This is a genomic window from Nocardia sp. GP40 (assembly GCF_050434125.1).
Classification (GTDB): Bacteria; Actinomycetota; Actinomycetes; order Mycobacteriales; family Mycobacteriaceae; genus Nocardia; species Nocardia albiluteola.
Genome location: NZ_JBNPVW010000001.1, coordinates 380,871 through 397,750 on the forward strand (window position 1 = coordinate 380,871; position 16,880 = coordinate 397,750).

The following is a 16,880-nucleotide window of genomic DNA, read 5'->3' on the forward strand; positions in this document are numbered from 1 at the left end:
AGCGTATGTCGGTTCCCGGCATCGAGACTCGTCGGCCTGCACGGACGAGCTCCTCGCCGAAATTCCGGGACCGGTACGCGATCGACGTGCTGCGGGCAGTCTGGTCCGCACCGAAAAGTATTGTGGTGGCGAACCTTTCACCGAATCACCAGAAGAAGAACAGCATCATGCGACCTGTTACGCCCAGTACCGCCCAGGCGGGCTGGCCCCGTGAACTTTTCCCCTCCGCCCTCGAATCCGCAACCGCACGGCTCCGTTCCGCGGTGACGGCCCGGATCGGCGCCGACGGCGCGGTTCGCGACCCCTGCCACAGCCGGATCCTGGAATCCATACTGGCGCTGAACCTCTTGGAACGGACCGGGTTGGCGCCCGAGCGGCGCATCCGCCTCATCGACTACCTGTGCGCCCAGACGCCCGCGGATCCACTGGATCGGCTCCTGCTCGACCTGGCCCTCACCCGCGCCGAGGTCGAGGGCGCACCCAGGGGACTGGCCGAGGCGTTCCTCGTCCAGGCGCCCCAGTTCACCGGGGCGCGCAAACAGGCCATGTTCGACGCGATCTTCGCGCTGTACGGCCTGCCTCCCGGCGGCCCGCTCGACCCCGCTGGTTTCAGCCTCGCGGGCCTGCACTGCTGGGCCGTCGCACAGGTCACCGCCGTGAAGATCGTGCTCGCGGATGCCACCGGGCAGTCCGATCGGATCGGCGACGAGGACGTCCGGATTCTGCTGGAAACCCAACACGGGAGCCATGTTTGGGAGAGCAACGTCCTGATCTTCCTGTGGGTGCTGCACGCCCTGCACCGCCTGCCCGGCACGAAAGACGTTGTGACCGACGGAGTCGCGAAGGTCATGGAACACCAGCGCGCGGACGGCGGCATGCCCTTCGTCAGCGACACCGACACCTGGTGCACCGCAACCGCCGGCGTGGCCTTGGCCGCTGCCCATGCGCCCCGTCACGTCCTGGACGCGGTCGCCTCGAATCTGGTGTCCCGGCAGCAGCCCGGCGGTGGCTGGTCCTACACGGACCTATCCTGGCAGACCGACGTCGACGACACCTCGGTCGCGGTGCAGTTCCTGCACGGCCTCGATGCCGGCCGATACCGTGAACAGATCGCCCGCGGCAGGCGGTCGCTGCTGGCGGTCCGCAACCCGGACGGCGGATTCCCCACCTATATCGCCGGCGCGGAGTCCGAGGCCTGCATGACGGCCGCCGCCGTCGACGCGCTCACCCCGGACTGGCACCGTCACGCCGAGGCCATCACCACCGGGCTGGAATACCTGGCGCGCCAGCAGAGCCCGGACGGATCCTTCCCGCCGGACTGGTCCAGCAGCAGGCACCACACCGTGTTCCGCGCTCTGCTCGCGGCGACGCGCAATCCCGGCCATCGCCCCGCCTCGCTGCGGACGATGACCGATCGGATCATGACCCTCGTGCTCGACGGGCAGCACGGCGATGGTGGCTGGGGACAACAGGATGGCCGGGCCAGCGATCCGATCAGTACCGCGTACGCGCTCGTTGCCGTGTGCCGGCAGGACGATCCGGCGCCCGCGGCACGCGCGGTGGCCTACCTTCTCGAACACCAGCGGGACGACGGCACCATCGGTTCGATCTCCGACTCGATCGGGCCGCGGCCACTGCGCTTCACCGTCCCGGTGCTGGCCGACATCTTCACGCTGCTGGCGCTGGGCCATCTGACCCGCCGCCTGGGCGCGCCCGATGATCCCGCGTCGGGGGAGCGGGCGATTTGAGAGTCTCGGCCGACGACTACGGTATTAGTAGAACACACCGATCACCGGATCGAACTCGTTGTCGCGCAGCGATCTCGACCGCGGTGTCGATCGGACTGGATTCCCCGCATAGAGAGGGGCGAACCGGGAATATCCTGGCGTCGTGCACTCCGGCGATTCGTCACGCGAGGATTTCAGTTCGATGTGGTGAGATCGGCAGATCCTGCGCGACGACCCGCGGAAAGAGGAACAGCATGTCCGATAGCAGCAGCCGGATCGGTTCGGGGCTGCCGACCACTATCGACACCACCAAGGCACACGAGGCGCGCTTCTACGATTACTGGCTCGGGGGTGTGGACAACTACCAGGCCGACCGAGTCCTGGGCGACGAGATCGCCACCCACGTCCCGGATATTCGCACGATGGTGCGCCACAATCGCGCCTTCCTCGGTCGCGCGGTGCGCTATGCGATCAGCGAACTGGGCATCACGCAATTCCTCGACATCGGTACCGGCCTGCCGACCGCCCGCAATACGCACGAGGTGGCCCAGGAGGTGAATCCGGCCGCGCGCGTCGTCTACGTGGACAAGGATCCGCTGGTGCTCGCGCACGCCCGTGCGCTGATGGGTAGCACCGACGAGGGCAGGACCGCATTCATCCACGCCGATCTGTACGACCCGGAGTCGATCCTGAACAATCCGGTGCTGCACGAGGTTCTGGACATGGATCGCCCGATCGCCCTGACGCTGACCATGATCATGATGTACTTCCGCGATGCGCAGGATCCGCAGGGCATCATCGCACGACTGCTGAAGGCGATGCCCTCGGGCAGCAGCCTGACGATCAGTCATCCCACTGCGGAGTTCAATCCCGCCGCGACCGAGCGGGCGGTACAGGCCTGCGAGCGAGCGGGAATCCCGATGAACCCCCGCACCCGCGCCGAGACCGAAAAGCTTTTCGCCGGAACGGAACTCGTCGAGCCGGGCATCGTCACCCTCGAGAGGTGGCACCCGGAGCTCGCCGAAAAGCCGCTGTACGAGGACGGTCCCGACACCGGGAACGCCTGGATCTGGGCGGGCATGGGCCGCAAGCCCTGATCGCCTCCCCCACGCGAAGCAGCACCCCGAGCCCTGCCAGGGCCTCGGGGTGCTGCGGTATAGGGCGCCGGAGACCCGCTGCGCGAGAACCGGTTCGGTGGCGCGGCCGAACCGGGTTCGTTGCTGCCCGGGCCAGGTCCGCGCTAGTGCCGGGCCCGTTCGCGGTAGTGCTCGGCAACGGCGGTGAAGGCCGCCTTGGGTTCCCAGGGCATATCGGGGTAGGTGTCGCCGTGGCGGCCCTCGAGGACCTTCACGATGCCCAGGCCCGCCAGGTCGAGGTCGTCGCGGGGGTCGCCGTCGGGCCGGTGGGGGTGGCTGTACAGGGCGAAGAGGAAGACGAAGGTGCTGTCGACGCCCTCGGAATCGAAGATCTCCAGTAGCTCGCTGAGATAGCCCGCCTGCCCCTCCTCGTCCCGGATGTAGGTGCCGTCCAGGCGAATCGGGGCGCCGGTGGCCTCGTCGTATTCGACGATCTCCATGCTGCGGGGCGCGGAGTCGGGCGCGCCGCGCCAGGTGGCCGTGCCGAAGCCGGTGATCGCCAGCGGTTTACCCTGCGCGACGAGGGTGCGCACGCCGTCCCGGAACTGGCCGGCTACCTCGGCGGACCGGATCAGCTCGATCGAGACGATATCGAAGCGGGACCAGTCGATCCGTTCGAAAGGTATGGCGGCGTAGGTGATTCGGCCGCCGAATCGGGCGCGGATCAGCGTGACCGCCTCGGCGAGGAATTCGTCGAGGCGGGCGCTGACCGCGGCCAGGAGCGCGGGACGGTCGCCCGGATCGGCGAACAGCCGGTCGACGCGGTCCATGGGGTCGTCGCCGGGCAGGAAGCCGGGATTCATCAGGGTCAGTTCGACTCCGGCGACGAAGACGACCTCGGCGCCCGAATCACGAAGCCGCTCGGCGCGTTCCGCGCAGTCGGCGAACAGCGACAGCATCTCTTCCCTCGTCCGCTCGAGCGGGTACGGCGAGTACCAGATCTCCAGCCCGAGCTCGGCGGCGTAGCGGGCGGCCAGATCCAGCCGCTCCGGATCGCCGCCGGTGATCTGGACGGCCGTGCAGTGCAGGTCGTCGCGGATGATCTCCAGCTCCCGCCGGACGACCGCGGGATCGAACTCCTCCCGCGAGGTGCTGCCCCGGCCGATGAAGCCGGTGTCGTACGTCATTCCCTTGCCACGCATCCCGGACTGCGCGAGCGAAAGAAGCAGGCCACCCGCGAGGCCCTGCGGGAGGCGGCCCTGCGGCTGGCGCTGGAACGCGGGCCGGACCAGGTGCGCGTGGACGACATCGCCGCGGCGGCCGGCGTCTCGCCGCGCACCTACAACAACTACTTCGCCAGCCGCGAGCAGGCGATCGTCGCGGCCGTCACCGCGGAAAGGGAGGCGCGGGTCGCCGCCGCGGTCGCCGCCCGCGACGAGCTGCCGCTGGCCGCTGCCGTCGTCGAGGCGATCGTGGAGCAGTACACCGATCCGGGCGAGCGCGGTCGCGAGGCGCTCGTGCTGATCACGACGAATCCCGCACTGCGCGAGGCGTTTCTCGGGACGACGGCCGCGATCGAACACCCGCTGGCGGCGGCGATCGGGAGTCGGCTGCGCGGAATCGATGCGAATGTGGCCGCGGATCCGAATGGCGGAACGGACGCGTGCGACCTCACCGCACGAGTGCTGGCAGCCTCCGTCGCGGCGGCGATCCGTGTCGCGCTCGAGCGGTGGGTGACCCAGACGTCGGCGCCCGGCGGCTTCGTCGTCCTCACCGGTTCGCTGCCCGAGTTGCTCCGTGCCGCGCTCGCCCCGCTCGAACCGGCGCTCGCCGCCGCCGAATAACGCAACACCCGCCGAAACGCCCGCGCGCCACGCGATACCGGCCGGTGCTGTTCGTGTCTGCTGGTGGCGGCCGCGGGTGCACGGTAGCGTTCGGGGGGTGTCGAAGGTCAAGGTGCTGCTCTGGCTGGGACACCTCTCGCTACCGGCGATCGGTCTGTGGCTGCTGGTATCGCAGCCTCCGCTGGATATGGACTACGAGCACCACGTGACCCATTTCTGGCTGGTGCTGGCCACCGCGGTCGTCGCGCTGGCCTTGGGCGTCATGCTGTTCCGGGCCGCGCGGATGCGGCGCGACCTCCGATTGGTCCTGGTGTCGCTGGTGTTCCAGTTCAGCGCGGGCTTCCTCGCGCTGCACGCCCTGGCAACGCCCGGGGTGATCCTGCACGCGCCCAACGCCGGATTCGTGTACGCCGTACCGGTCGGGCTGGGGCTGGGCGGTGTCGCGGCCCTGGCCTCGTCGCTGGAGTACGGCCCGGTCGCCGCCGCGCGGCTGTACCGGTTCGAGTGGGCGCTGTCCGCGCTGCCGGTGCTGCTGCTGGGCGCGTGGGCGGTGGTGTCGATGGCCGAACTGCCGCCGCTGAACCACGTGCCGTCGGCGATGGAGGCGCAGGGACCGCTGATCGGGGTGGCCTTCGCCGGATCGGCCTGCTACTTCCTGGCGGCGTATCGCTATGTCCGCCAGTTCATCCGGCGTCGCGGCCTGGTGCTGCTGTCGGTGCTCACCGCGTTCGTGCTGCTGTCCGAGGCGCTGTTCGCGGTGGGATTCGGCCGCAGCTGGCACGCCTCGTGGTGGGAGTGGCACGTGCTGATGCTCGCCGCGTTCGTGCTCATCTCCATCAGTGCCCATCTGCAATTCCGCAGGGAGGGCTCGACTCTCGGTCTGTTCGACAGCGTCACGCTGCGCCAGACCATGGCCGTGCTCGAGCGCGACTACGCGCGGGCGCTGAACGAGATGGTCGACGCGCTGCGTGAGCGCGCCGAGGGCGGCGTCGCCTCGGGCGAGCCGCTCGGCGAGGTGGGCGTCCACCTGGCCAGGCGGTTCGGTCTCACCGAGCGTCAGGTTGCGGTGTTGCAGCAGAGCGCCTTTGCACTGGGCAACGAGCGCGAGCAGGTGCGACGGCTGGGGGTGCTGGCCGCGATCGGGGAGCGGTCCAACGTGATTCGCCACGAACGGGAGCTGCTCGGTGAGGTGCTGTCGCTGGTGTCGACGGCGTTCGAGCGGGATCGGTTCCGGCTGGGCCTGATTCACGGCGCGGACATGGTCTTCCCGGACGGCGGCCCCGCGGATCCGGCCGCGGTCGCATTCCCGCTGATCGTGAAGGGCAGCTACGCGGGGGTGCTCGAGGTGCGCCGGGAGGCCGGCGGTTTCGGCGATGCCGATCTGGCGCTGCTGCGTTCGTTCGCCGACCGGACCTCGGTCATGCTCGAGAACGCCCGGCTGTATCAGCAGCTCGACGGGCTGTTCCGGTCCTACATGTCGCCCTCGGTGGCCACGGCGCTGATCGCCGATCCGACCCAGGCCGGGCTGGGTGGCAGCCGGGCCGAGGTCACCGTGCTCATGGCCGACCTCTCGGGATTCACGCCGTTCTCGGAGTCCTCGACCCCGGAAGCGGTGGTGGACATGCTCAATACGTACTACGGCGTCATCGTTCCGGAGATCCTGAACTGCGGCGGGACTGTGGTGCAGTTCGTCGGCGACGCGGTGATGGCCGTGTTCAACGCTCCGGCCCGCCAGCCCGATCATGCGCTGCGGGCGGCCAGCGCCGGACTCGCGCTGCAGCGGGTGGTCGCCGAAACCGCTGCGCGGCATCCCGATTGGCCGAGGTTCCGGGTCGGGGTCAACACCGGCCCGGCCCTGGTCGGCAATGTCGGTGCGCCACAGATGCGGAACTACACGGCGATCGGTGACACCACGAATCTCGCGGCGCGGCTGGAGAGTCTGGCCGAGCCCGGGACGGTGCTCATCGGCTCGCTGACCTACGACCAGCTCGGCCCGCGCGCGGTGGTGCGCAGCCGGGGCACCGTGACCGTGAAAGGCCGGAGTGAACCCGTGACCTGCTATGTGCTGGATGGACTGCGGTGACAACCGATTTCGAGATCCTGCGGGGTCTGAGCGAGCAGGAGCGGCGCGACGTGCTCGCCTCCTGCACGCCGCGGCGGTTCAAGCGCCGGGAGATCGTCTGTCACGAGGGCGATCTCGGTGACACCCTGCATCTGATCAAGTCCGGCCGGATGATCGTGCGCGTGGCCACCCCGTTCGGCAACACCGCGACGCTGACCATGCTGGGTCCGGGGTACTCGTTCGGCGAACTGGCTCTCGCGGACCGCAATTCGCGGCGCACCGCGACCGTCGAGGCGATCGAGGACGCCGAGACGCTGAGCCTGAGCCGCGCGCAGCTGGCGGCGCTGCGCGAGCGGTACCCGCAGATCGACCGGGTCATCATCGGCACGCTGTCCGCCCAGGTGCGCCGGCTGTCGGCGCAGGTGCTCGAAGCGCTGTATCTGCCGGTGGAGACCCGGGTGGTGCGGCGGCTGGTGGACCTCGCCCGGATCTACGGCGGACCGAATCCGACCGCCGAGATCCGGCTCAACCAGGACGATCTGGCCTCCATGGCCGGTACCACGCGGGCCACGGCGAACAAGGTGCTGCGCGAGCTGCAGCAGCGCGAGATCCTCACCCTGACCCGGGGCCGGATCACCGTGGTCGACCGGGCGGCGCTGCAACGCGCCGCCGCCGGATAGCCCGCTACTTCGCCACCGCCTTGCCGCCCGTGGGGTTGACCGCGAACCAGGTGCCGCCCACGCCCTGCCCGAGCAGATCTCCCGGCTTCGCGTCCTTGGAGAAGTAGTAGACCGGCCAGCCGCCGATGGTGATCTGGCAGGAGCCGTCCGGCCGTTCGATGAAGCCGGTCAGCTGCGGGTTGATGCCGTCCACGTACAGGTTCTGACCCTTGCTGACCAGCAGCGGCGGCCAGGTGGTCGCGCAGGCGCCGGTGCAGTTCGACTGCGACGGCTTCGGGGTGTCCTTGTCGAACCGGTAGAGCGAGCGGCCGGCCGCGTCGGTGACGCGCATTCCGACGGTCGGGTCGATGACCACGCGCAGCTCGACGTTGTTGGTGCCCTGGGGCGCGGATCCGTTGTAGATGTTCAGCCACCCTTGGGTTTTCGCGAGGACCGGTGCCGATGCGGTGGGCGCCGGCGGCGTCGGGGCCGCGGTCGCGGCAGGCGCCACGGACAGGGCCAGCACCGCGGCCGTGGCGAACGCGGCGGCGGCCGTGCTGATCAGGGTGGTGACTTTCGACATGGGGTCCTCCGAATGATGTGCGTTGGCGTTGCACATGATTCTTCGTTTCCGGGGACGAATGTTCTGTTCGCGCAGAGACATCCGCTGTGTGTTCGCGCCGACAGAGCGATGGCGTGCGGTACTGTATCGCATCGAATGAACATGGGAATCATTTCCGGAAAGTGAGAGGGGTTATTCGTGAAGATCGCGTTCGTCGGCAAGGGCGGCAGCGGTAAGACCACGCTGTCCTCGTTGTTCGTGCGCTACCTCGTCCATCAGGGGCTACCCACGCTCGCGATCGATGCCGATATCAATCAGCATCTGGCCGCCGCGCTGGGCACCGACGAGGACACCGCGGCGGCGCTGCCCACGCTGGGCGCGCACCTGCCGCTGATCAAGGAGTATCTGCGCGGGGACAATCCGCGCATCTCCTCGGCCGAGGCGATGATCAAGACCACGCCCCCGGGCGCAGGCTCGCGGCTGGTGGGTGTCGTCGAACCCAATCCGATCTACGACGCGTGCGTGCGCGAGATCGCCGGAGCGCGGGTGGCGGTGACGGGCCCGTTCGCCGAGTCGGACGAGGATCTGGGGGTGTCCTGCTACCACTCGAAGGTCGGCGCGGCCGAACTGCTGCTCAACCACATGGTGGATGGCGCCGACGAGTATGTCGTCATGGACATGACCGCGGGCGCGGATTCGTTCGCCTCGGGCCTGTTCACCCGGTTCGATCTGACCGCTCTGGTGTGCGAGCCCACCCTGCGCAGCGTCGGGGTGTACCGCCAATATGCCGGCTACGCCAAGGATTTCGGCATCCGCATCGCGGTGGTCGGCAACAAGGTCTGTGACGCGGAGGATCTGGAATTCCTGCGCGGGCAGGTCGGGGAGAACCTGCTGTGCTGGATCGACCGATCCGGGCACGTGCGCGCCGCCGAGCGCGGGCACATCCGCCCGATCGGCGACCTCGAGCCGGCGAATCTGAATGCGCTGGCGACCATTCGCGCGCACCTGGACGGCACGGTTCGCGATTGGTCCGCCTACCAGCGGCACGCCGTGGAGTTCCATCTCCGCAACGCGAACGCCTGGGCCGGTGCGGAATCCGCCGACCAGGTGGACCCGGACTTCGTCCTCGGGCCGCACCTGCGGCCGACGGCCGAGGTCATCGGTTCCCCGGCGTAATCAGTTCAGCAGCGCGCGGGCGTACCAGTCCTTCGCGTCGCGCACCCCGGGCAGGGCGAAGAAATAGCCGCCGCCGAAAGGCTGCACGTAGTCGACCAGCGGCTCGTTGACCAAGCGCGTCTGAATGGCCTCGAACTGGCGCACGACGTCCTGCTGGAAGCAGGTGAAGATGTGCCCGGCGGCCATGTTGCCGTTGGGATCCAGGCCCAGGTCGTAGTTGTAGGAGCGGCGGACCAGCTGCTGCCGCGCGGTGTCCGGGGTGCGCGGATTGGCAAGGCGGATATGGGAATCCAGCGGGATCACGCTGCCCTTGGGATCCGCGTGGTAGTTCGGGGTGTCAAATTCCTGATTACCGTCCAGCGGCGCGCCCGAATCCCGGCGGCGGCCGAACATGTTCTCCTGCTCGGTGATTCCGACCCGGTCCCAGAATTCCACCAGCATACGGATCAGGCGCACCACGTGATAGGTCCCCCCGCGCGTCCAGGCCGGTTCGTCCGGGCTGTCGGTCCAGATCAGTGCTTCGGCGTCGGAGCCGGTCGGGTTGCCCGTACCGTCCTTGAAGCCCAACAGGTTCCGGCCCGTGCCGGACGGCCGCGGCGGCGAGTTGTAGCCGTCGATCTTCCAGCGCAGCTGCATCGCGCCCCGGGTGTGACGGGTGATGTCGCGGAGCGTGTGATGGATGGTGTCGGGGTGGTTAGCGCACAGCTGCAGCAGCAGATCGCCGTGCATCCACGCCGGGTCGGGAGAGTCGTTGGGGAAGATCCGCATCGGGCCCAGCCTGGCCGGCTTGACCTTCGCCAGACCGAACCGGTCGTCGAACAGGCTCGCGCCGAGGCTGGTGGTGACGGTGAGGCCGTCGGCGGGGATGTCGGCGCCCAGCACCGCACTGTCCGAGGGCGGTTGTCCCACACCGAGATCCGGGGCGGCGCCGCCCGCGGTGAGGAAGCGGGCGCGACCGGTCAGGGTCTTGAACAGCTCGGTCAGTTCCCCGCGGTTCGCGGCGGTGACGTCGAAGGCGGCGTAGCAGGCCGCGTTCTGCTTCTGCGCCGGGCCCGGGGTCAGGATGCCCGCCTGATGGACGCCGTGGAACGGATACGACGCGGCCGCGGCGGACTGCCCGGTGGTGGCCGCGTCCACCCGGGCGCCCTCGGCGAGCACGCCGGCGGTCAGCGCGGTCCCGGCCGCACCCGCGACGGCGCCGGAAAAGAATCTGCGGCGACTGACATCCATCGTGTGGTCCTTCTTACCTGTCGTGGGTGGGCGGGTTTACGTGCTGGGCAGGGGATTTCAGTGCTGGACGGGGACCTCGAGCAGTCGCGGCACCAGGGCCAGCTGCTCGAGCGCGCCGCTGAGCGCGGCCAGCACGACCTGCCGCTGGGCCTGCGGGGTCTGTACCGGCGGACGCCAGCGGCCGTTGTCCTGGGTGGCCAGCAGGGCGGCGTGCAGGGTGTCCAGCCGCGCGGTGAGCGTGGCGTGCAGTCCGGGCGAGCGCTCCTCGATCAGCGGGCCGAGCTGGTCCAGCACCGTGCGGGTGATGTCGATGTCGGCGTCGGTCAGCGGGTAGGCCGCGCCGGAGCCCTGGTCGTCGATGCCCGAAACATGGTCGCGCAATGCGTCTTCGAGGATCTCGTGGGCGCGGATCGGTAGATTGGTCGGATCGCCGGCCAGGTCGTTGTTGCCCAGGTTCTTCTGGACGTTCGCCACATCGGCGTCGAGCTTGTCCAGCACCGGCAGCAGCTGGTCGGGGGCTTGACCGTGCCAGAGTCCGTATTCGAGGCGGTGCAGTCCGGTGAAGCCGGCGTCGGTGACGCCGCCCTGTAGGCCGTCGGGTAGCCCGGACACGGCGGTTCCGGCGTCGCCGAAGCTGTTGTAGGAGGCGCCGACGCGCTCCCACTCCTGCTGCGCAGCCAGCCAATCCGCCTGTGCAGCCGGGATATTGCCGGATTGCAGATCGTTGCGGACCGCGCCCAGGGCGCCGGTCAGGCGGGTGAGCGCCTGCGCCGCGGCGGCCTGGTAGGCGTTGTTCGCCGGGGTGAGATCGTCGGCGGTGACCGGTTTGACGGCCGTGGGCGCGGTGCCCGACGCGCCGCTGACCTGCACGCCGGCCGAGGTGGCCCGCGGCTGACCCGACATCAGGCAGGCGATGGTGTACCGGCCGTTGCTCAGCGTCGCGGTCATGTCGGCGGTTGTGGCCGGGCCGATGGTCTCGATCTCGCCGACGACCGCGCCGCCCGCGTCGAGCAGGGTGATCTCGCCCGCCTTGCCGGTCTTGTTCTGCACCGCGAAGGTCTGGGTGCCGGGCTGTCCGGACTTCCATTCCGGCGCGCAGGACTTGTCGGTGATCGACACGGCCTGAACCGAACCCGACTCGCTGGAGGGGAGCAGCGCGATCGCGGCGCCGGCGGCCACCACGGGGACCACCACCAGCGCGGTGGCGACCAGCGGCAGGCGGGGACCGGCGATGCGCTCCCACCAGTCGGCTGTTTCCGTGTCCGTCGTCGCTGTGTCGGTGCTCGCCGCTGCGCTCGAGGCGTTTTCGGTCTGCGCGGATACGGCGGTCACGGCGTCGGGCGCGCCGGGTGTTTCCGAGGTTGTCGCGGCACTGCTCGATTCGGCTGTGGCGGCGGCGGTTCCGGTGTTCGCAGCTGTGGCGACCCGCGCGGTGACGGCCGGGCGGCCCGCGCGGACGAACAGGGGGATGACGACGGCAAGATAGACCACCCACGAGACGACCTGCAGCACAGTCATCTTGGGCGTGAGCTCGGTGATGCCGGAGATGATCGAGACCCACCACGAGTTCGGATCCGCATGCGCGGTCAGGTCGAAGGCGATCCACGCCGAACCCGGCAGCAGGCCCGCGTCCTGCAGATCGCCCAGCCCGTAGGCGAGCACACCGGCGGCGATGACGATCAGCAGCACCGCGGTCCGGTTGAAGAACACCCCGAGGTTGAACCGCACGCTCTGGCGGTAGAGCAGCCAGCACAGCGCGATGGCGACGGCCAGGCCCAGCGCCGCGCCGATCAGCGGCGCGATGGTGGCGCCCGAGGCCTTGACGGCGGTCCAGACGAACAGCGTGGTCTCGAGGCCCTCGCGCCCGACGGCCAGGAACGCGGTCAGCGCCAGCGCGCCGGCGCCCAGTGCGGCGGCGCGCACCACCTCGCCGCGCAGCTGTTTGGAGAGGGTGGCGGCGGTGCGGCGCATCCAGAAGATCATCGCGGTGACCATGATCACCGCCAGCACGCTCAGGATGCCGCCGACGGCCTGCTGTGCGCTGCTCGACAGCACACTGGTCGAATACGTCAGCACGGCCGCGAAGCTGCCGGCCACCGAGATCGCGCCGAGCAGGCCGAGCCAGATCGGCGCCGTGGAGACGGGTCGTGCGGCGGAGGACGCCTTGCGCACGGCCGCCAGCAGGATGGTTACCACGAGGCCCGCCTCGAGACCTTCCCGCAGGCAGATCAGAAGGTTCGGTACCGCCTCAGCCCAGTTCACATAGACAAGGTAAGGCATACCTATGTCGATCGTCCAATTGTTCGTGGACTCGGATCGCGGATTGTTCGCTCAGTGGAACGGCGGGATTCAGGCCGAGGTGCGGGCGGCGGTGCCCGCCAAGTCGACCACGAGCTCGCCGATCAGGTTGCGGGTGTGGTGGGCGCGGGCCAGGGCCGCGCCGCGGGGATCGGAATCGAGCAGCTCGATCAGATCGTTCATCGAGCCGAAGATGGCGACGAGTCGCCGGACCGCGGCCCGGCGGTCGGTCGGCGCCAGGGGAAGTGCAATGGTGCTCACGTTTGCTGATATCGCGCTGGGGCGCAGAGTGTTTCACTCCAGCAAACCGTCGGCGGAATTCGGCCGCGGGCTACGTCACGGGTCGCTCGAGGAATCGGCTTCGATTGTGCGGCAAGTGATCCTGCACTTCCCGGCGAGATGCCGCCGCCCGTCAGGCGGATGTGACGCCCACTGGCGTGCAACGCATCTCGCAGCGCGGTGACTCTCCTCGCCGCTCGGTTCGGTGGTGTCGTGGCATCAGTCGGACCCGGAGCATGACGCTTCTTGCTTTTTCCGCAATATCGCTTGCTGAAATCGACTGATATCCGGATCGTGGAGGACGAGAAGGAGGTGGTCATGGTGACCGAGCAAGTGCGGGACGCATACGACGTGATCGTGGTGGGCGGTGGCGCCGCCGGGCTGAACGGAGCCCTCATGCTGAGCCGCTCGCGGCGGTCGGTGGCGGTGATCGACTCGGGCACACCGCGCAACGCGCCCGCCGACGGGGTGCACGGATTACTGGCCCGCGACGGAACGCCGCCGGGGGAGCTGCTCGAGCGCGGCCGCGCGGAAGTCGCGGGATACGGCGGCACGATCGTGCGCGGTGAGGTCGTGGACGCCGCCCGCGACGGCGCCGGATTCGCGGTCACCCTCGCGGACGGCCGGTCGATGCGGGCGCGGCGGCTGCTGGTGACGACCGGTGTGGTGGACGAGCTGCCCGATATCCCCGGACTGCGCGAACAGTGGGGCCGCGGTGTCGTGCACTGTCCGTACTGCCACGGCTGGGAGGTCCGCGATCAGGCGATCGGGGTGCTGGGCACCGGGCCGATGTCCATGCATCAGGCACAGCTGTTCCGCCAGCTCAGCGACGATGTCGTGTACTTCACCCACGTGGCGGGTAGGCCGGGCGCACAACAGGCCGCGCAGCTGTCCGCACGCGGGATCCGGGTGGTCGTGGGCGCCGTGGTTGCGCTGGAAATCTCCGGCGATCGCGTCACCGGCGTGCGCCTCGCGGACGGTACCGTCGTCCCGCGCACTGCCGTGGCGGTCCACAGCAGGATCGTCGCGCGTACCGGTTTCCTGCGCGGCCTGGGCCTGACCCCGGTCGAACACCCCAGCGGCGCAGGCGATTACCTCCCCGCCGACCCCATGGGCCGCAGCGAGATCCCCGGAGTCTGGCTCGCGGGCAACGTCAGCAACCCCATGGCCCAGGTCGGCAACGCCGCGGCCGAGGGCGCCATGGCCGGCGCCCAGATCAACATGTCCCTGATCGAGGAGGAAATCGACACCGCGCTCGCCGCACACGGCCAGGCCTTCTCCGCAGCAGACGAGGCCGAGGTCGGCGAGCTGGTCGGCGGCGAGCGCCGACACGGGGTATGAGCGAACCCGGCAAGCGGTTCTGTCCGGGGGGCCGGCGTCACGATGCAGCTGGATTCTATGGCGAAACAACAGGATCGGGCCGATCATCGGTGGCATGGGCATGCGTCGGAAGGATGACGGTCGTGCCGTCGGGAGCGAGCGAGAGCATCTCCGGCCAGCCGTGCAGTCGTGCCATGCCGCGCTGACGGCCGGTCGATGGGGTGGGCGGGGCGATCAGGCGGGTGCCGACCGGCGGATACGCATCCAAGGCCTGTCGGCACAGGCCATCGGCCCCCGGCAGATCCCCGCCGACCTGTGCCATGCGTGCGAGCCGTAGGAGGGTGTATGCCTCGCCGGGACGGCAGTCGATGCCGCGGAAGGCGATCAGCGCGCGGTCGAGAAGGCTTGTGGCGATGCGGTATTCGCCGGCCTTCTCGTGAATCCGGCCCATCCGGTAGCAGGTGACCGCCTCGCCGAGGCGGATATCGCTGCGGCGGGAGATCGTTCGTGCGCTCTCGTACATCTCCATGGCGGTCGAATTGTCGCCGGTCTCCTCGTGCAGCCGGCCGAGCTCGTACAGTGTGAATGTCTCGCCGAGATGATGACCGATCTCCTGGTACATCTGCAGCGCACCGCGATGCAAAGATTCGGCAGCGGCGTGGTTGCCCGCGAAGCGGTGTGACCTGCCGAGATCATTGAGGGTGTTGGCCTCGCCACGACGGTCACCGATCTCCTGATAGATCGCCAACGCCTCCTGCTGGCCGGGCACCGCATGATGCCTGCCGGCGAGGCGGTGTAGCCGGGCGAGGTCGCTGACCGTGTTGGCTTGGCCCAGACGGTTGCCGATGGTGCGGTAGATCGTGAGCGCTCGCTCCTGCAGATCGACCGCTGACGGGTAATCACCCGTCAGCTCCCGCAACCGCCCCAACTCGTTGAGCGCGACCGCCTCTCCGAGCTGGTAGCCGGCGCGGCGTGCGACCTCGACCGCCCGGCTGTGCAGGTCGATCGCGTCTGGCCGCGGCCCGTCCTGATCGAGGAAGCTCGCCAGCGCGTTCGTGAGATCCACCATGTGTTCGGGGTGATTGTGCGTCGCGGCGTATTCCAGGCAGGCCCGCAGGTTCACCCGTTCGGCGCGCATCCATGCCAGGGCTTGGGCACGATCGAAGATGAGGGGTGTACTCGGAACGGTTGGCGCCTCGGCGGCCGCGGCTGCGGCGGTGGGACGGGTGAGGAAGGCCAGATGATGCTCGGCGCTGTGGGCGCCGCGGCGGTAGTGCCCCAGGAGACGGTCGAGCGCTCCGGCGCGGTCGCCGGGCGGATCGGCCGCGGCCAGGGTGCGTGCGAATTCCCGCAGCAGGTCATGCATCTTGTAGCGGCCGCGAGCGGTTTCCTCGACAAGGTGATCGGTATAGAGCGCTTCGAGTTCCCGCGCGGTAGCGGCGGGGCCGGAATCGTCGAGCGCGGCCGCGGCAAGAATGTCGAAATCGGTTCCGGGATGATGGCTGACCCGGCGGAAGAGCCGCTGCCGGTCGGGCGGCAGATCCCGATACGACATCGTGAACGCGGCCTGCAGTGCGACGCCGTACCCTGCGTCGAGTTCGTCGAGCCGATCGTGTGCGGCGGCGAACTGGTCCGCGAGTCCGTCGATGGTCCACGTGGTGTGGTGAGCCAGACGCCCGGCTAGCAGGGCAATCGCCAGCGGAAGATACCCGCACAACCCGGCGATCGCGGCCACCGCGGATCGCTCGTCGACCACCGGCGGGCGGCGTGCGAGGGTGAGGAACAGCTCCGCGGCGGCATCGGGTGCGAGGGTGTCCAGCGGCAGTGGGACCGCGCCGTCGAGAGCGACCAGCCGACGGCGACTGGTGATCAGCGTCAGGCACTGCGGGTCCGAGGGCAGGAGCGGTTCGATCTGGGCGTGGTTGGCCGCATCGTCGAGTACGAGCAGAATTCGCTTGTCGGTCAGTCGATCCCGCCACAGATTGCGGCGGCCCTCCATGGTGCCGGGAATGTCGCGCGGGTCGATACCCAGATCGGTGAGCAGTGAGCCCAGGACATTGTCCGGAAGGGCCGGGTCTCGGCCCGGCGTATGAGCATGCAGTTCGACGAAGAACCGGCCGTCGGGGAATGCGTCGGCGAGCCGGTGTGCCGCACGGGTCACCAGGGCGGTCTTCCCGATCCCGGGCATTCCGTCCACGGTGATGATCGACGCCGTGCGGCCCGGGCCCGCGGTGTCGAGTATGCCGCGTAGCTCACCGTCGCGCCCGAGGAATATCTCCAGGTCTCGTCTCAGCGCGTTGCTCACCCGTGGACGCGGCGGTCTCGCAGGACTCTGATGGACGGTCGCGGTGATGATCGGGCCGCGATTACCGCCGGCGATGTTGACCTGCCGTGCCTGGTTTTCGGCATGAGGACGGAATGCGGTCATGGTCTCGGCTCTGATCGAACCGGGCGTACAGGCATTCCGATTGCACGCTGCTCGTACACGTACGAAAGTGCTCTTCGAACGGACGGCAACTCTAAACTGTGACGGGAGATCAACGCGATTATCCGGCTGCATCGGAAATAGTGTCGTTGAATCAGAACGCGTTCCATTCGATATTGTCCCGATGTCAATGTCGACAATTGTGTGCCGCAGCGTGCCGCG

At 69.0% G+C, this 16,880-nt stretch carries 13 protein-coding genes; 7 read left to right on the top strand and 6 right to left on the bottom strand.

The genetic code is table 11. The annotated features are described in order from the left end of the window. Nucleotides 1-125 precede the first annotated feature (125 nt). Nucleotides 126-1,748, top strand: a complete 1,623-nt coding sequence (locus ABH933_RS01565) for a prenyltransferase/squalene oxidase repeat-containing protein (RefSeq protein ID WP_429414255.1) — start codon at nt 126-128, stop codon at nt 1,746-1,748. Between the two features lie 233 nt (nt 1,749-1,981). Further along, on the top strand, nt 1,982-2,824 hold the full coding sequence (locus ABH933_RS01570) for an SAM-dependent methyltransferase (RefSeq protein ID WP_215918790.1): 843 nt from the start codon (nt 1,982-1,984) through the stop codon (nt 2,822-2,824). Nucleotides 2,825-2,967: 143 nt separating this feature from the next. On the opposite strand, the gene ABH933_RS01575 is transcribed toward ABH933_RS01570, so the two are convergent. Beyond that, nucleotides 2,968-3,990, bottom strand: coding sequence for a hypothetical protein (locus ABH933_RS01575; RefSeq protein WP_429414257.1), 1,023 nt, complete (start codon nt 3,988-3,990; stop codon nt 2,968-2,970). Nucleotides 3,991-4,047: 57 nt separating this feature from the next. On the opposite strand from ABH933_RS01575, the gene ABH933_RS01580 reads away from it, so the two are divergent. The 3 genes from ABH933_RS01580 to ABH933_RS01590 all read left to right on the top strand — a co-directional run bounded on the left by ABH933_RS01580 (nt 4,048) and on the right by ABH933_RS01590 (nt 7,389). Continuing rightward, on the top strand, nt 4,048-4,647 hold the full coding sequence (locus ABH933_RS01580; RefSeq protein ID WP_429415649.1) for a TetR/AcrR family transcriptional regulator: 600 nt from the start codon (nt 4,048-4,050) through the stop codon (nt 4,645-4,647). Between the two features lie 97 nt (nt 4,648-4,744). Continuing rightward, on the top strand, nt 4,745-6,730 hold the full coding sequence (locus tag ABH933_RS01585) for an adenylate/guanylate cyclase domain-containing protein (RefSeq protein WP_429414260.1): 1,986 nt from the start codon (nt 4,745-4,747) through the stop codon (nt 6,728-6,730). Continuing rightward, nucleotides 6,727-7,389 (top strand): Crp/Fnr family transcriptional regulator, encoded by a 663-nt coding sequence (locus tag ABH933_RS01590; RefSeq protein WP_429414263.1) that lies wholly within the window; start codon nt 6,727-6,729, stop codon nt 7,387-7,389. Before ABH933_RS01585 ends, ABH933_RS01590 begins: the two co-directional genes overlap by 4 nt. A gap of 4 nt (nt 7,390-7,393) precedes the next feature. On the opposite strand, the gene ABH933_RS01595 is transcribed toward ABH933_RS01590, so the two are convergent. Continuing rightward, a complete protein-coding gene (locus ABH933_RS01595; RefSeq protein WP_429414266.1) occupies nt 7,394-7,951 on the bottom strand; it encodes a hypothetical protein in 558 nt (185 codons plus the stop codon). Between the two features lie 177 nt (nt 7,952-8,128). Here ABH933_RS01595 and ABH933_RS01600 point away from each other — a divergent pair, with 177 nt between their 5' ends. Continuing rightward, on the top strand, nt 8,129-9,106 hold the full coding sequence (locus tag ABH933_RS01600) for an ATP-binding protein (RefSeq protein ID WP_429414269.1): 978 nt from the start codon (nt 8,129-8,131) through the stop codon (nt 9,104-9,106). On the opposite strand, the gene efeB is transcribed toward ABH933_RS01600, so the two are convergent. The 3 genes from efeB to ABH933_RS01615 form a co-directional block, all read right to left on the bottom strand. Next, entirely contained in the window at nt 9,107-10,336 is a 1,230-nt protein-coding gene (gene efeB / locus ABH933_RS01605) for an iron uptake transporter deferrochelatase/peroxidase subunit (protein WP_429414272.1), read from the bottom strand. Between the two features lie 57 nt (nt 10,337-10,393). Continuing rightward, entirely contained in the window at nt 10,394-12,616 is a 2,223-nt protein-coding gene (efeU, locus tag ABH933_RS01610) for an iron uptake transporter permease EfeU (RefSeq protein ID WP_429414275.1), read from the bottom strand. A gap of 69 nt (nt 12,617-12,685) precedes the next feature. After that, the gene (locus ABH933_RS01615; RefSeq protein ID WP_429414278.1) at nt 12,686-12,895 is read right to left on the bottom strand and encodes a hypothetical protein; all 210 of its coding nucleotides are present in this window, start codon (nt 12,893-12,895) and stop codon (nt 12,686-12,688) included. A gap of 336 nt (nt 12,896-13,231) precedes the next feature. Here ABH933_RS01615 and ABH933_RS01620 point away from each other — a divergent pair, with 336 nt between their 5' ends. Next, the gene (locus ABH933_RS01620; RefSeq protein ID WP_429414281.1) at nt 13,232-14,254 is read left to right on the top strand and encodes an NAD(P)/FAD-dependent oxidoreductase; all 1,023 of its coding nucleotides are present in this window, start codon (nt 13,232-13,234) and stop codon (nt 14,252-14,254) included. Between the two features lie 55 nt (nt 14,255-14,309). Here ABH933_RS01620 and ABH933_RS01625 read toward each other — a convergent pair whose 3' ends face one another. After that, complete coding sequence (locus ABH933_RS01625) at nt 14,310-16,793, bottom strand: ATP-binding protein (RefSeq protein ID WP_429414284.1); 2,484 nt, start codon at nt 16,791-16,793, stop codon at nt 14,310-14,312. Between the last annotated feature and the right edge of the window lie 87 nt (nt 16,794-16,880).

Excerpts from the sequence above, each read along its gene's own strand:
- efeU (WP_429414275.1), bottom strand. The coding sequence starts at position 12,616 with ATGCCTTACCTTGTCTATGTGAACTGGGCTGAGGCGGTACCGAACCTT.
- ABH933_RS01625 (WP_429414284.1), bottom strand. The coding sequence starts at position 16,793 with ATGCAGCCGGATAATCGCGTTGATCTCCCGTCACAGTTTAGAGTTGCC.
- efeB (WP_429414272.1), bottom strand. The coding sequence starts at position 10,336 with ATGGATGTCAGTCGCCGCAGATTCTTTTCCGGCGCCGTCGCGGGTGCG.
- ABH933_RS01620 (WP_429414281.1), top strand. The coding sequence starts at position 13,232 with ATGGTGACCGAGCAAGTGCGGGACGCATACGACGTGATCGTGGTGGGC.
- ABH933_RS01570 (WP_215918790.1), top strand. The coding sequence starts at position 1,982 with ATGTCCGATAGCAGCAGCCGGATCGGTTCGGGGCTGCCGACCACTATC.
- ABH933_RS01595 (WP_429414266.1), bottom strand. The coding sequence starts at position 7,951 with ATGTCGAAAGTCACCACCCTGATCAGCACGGCCGCCGCCGCGTTCGCC.
- ABH933_RS01575 (WP_429414257.1), bottom strand. The coding sequence starts at position 3,990 with ATGACGTACGACACCGGCTTCATCGGCCGGGGCAGCACCTCGCGGGAG.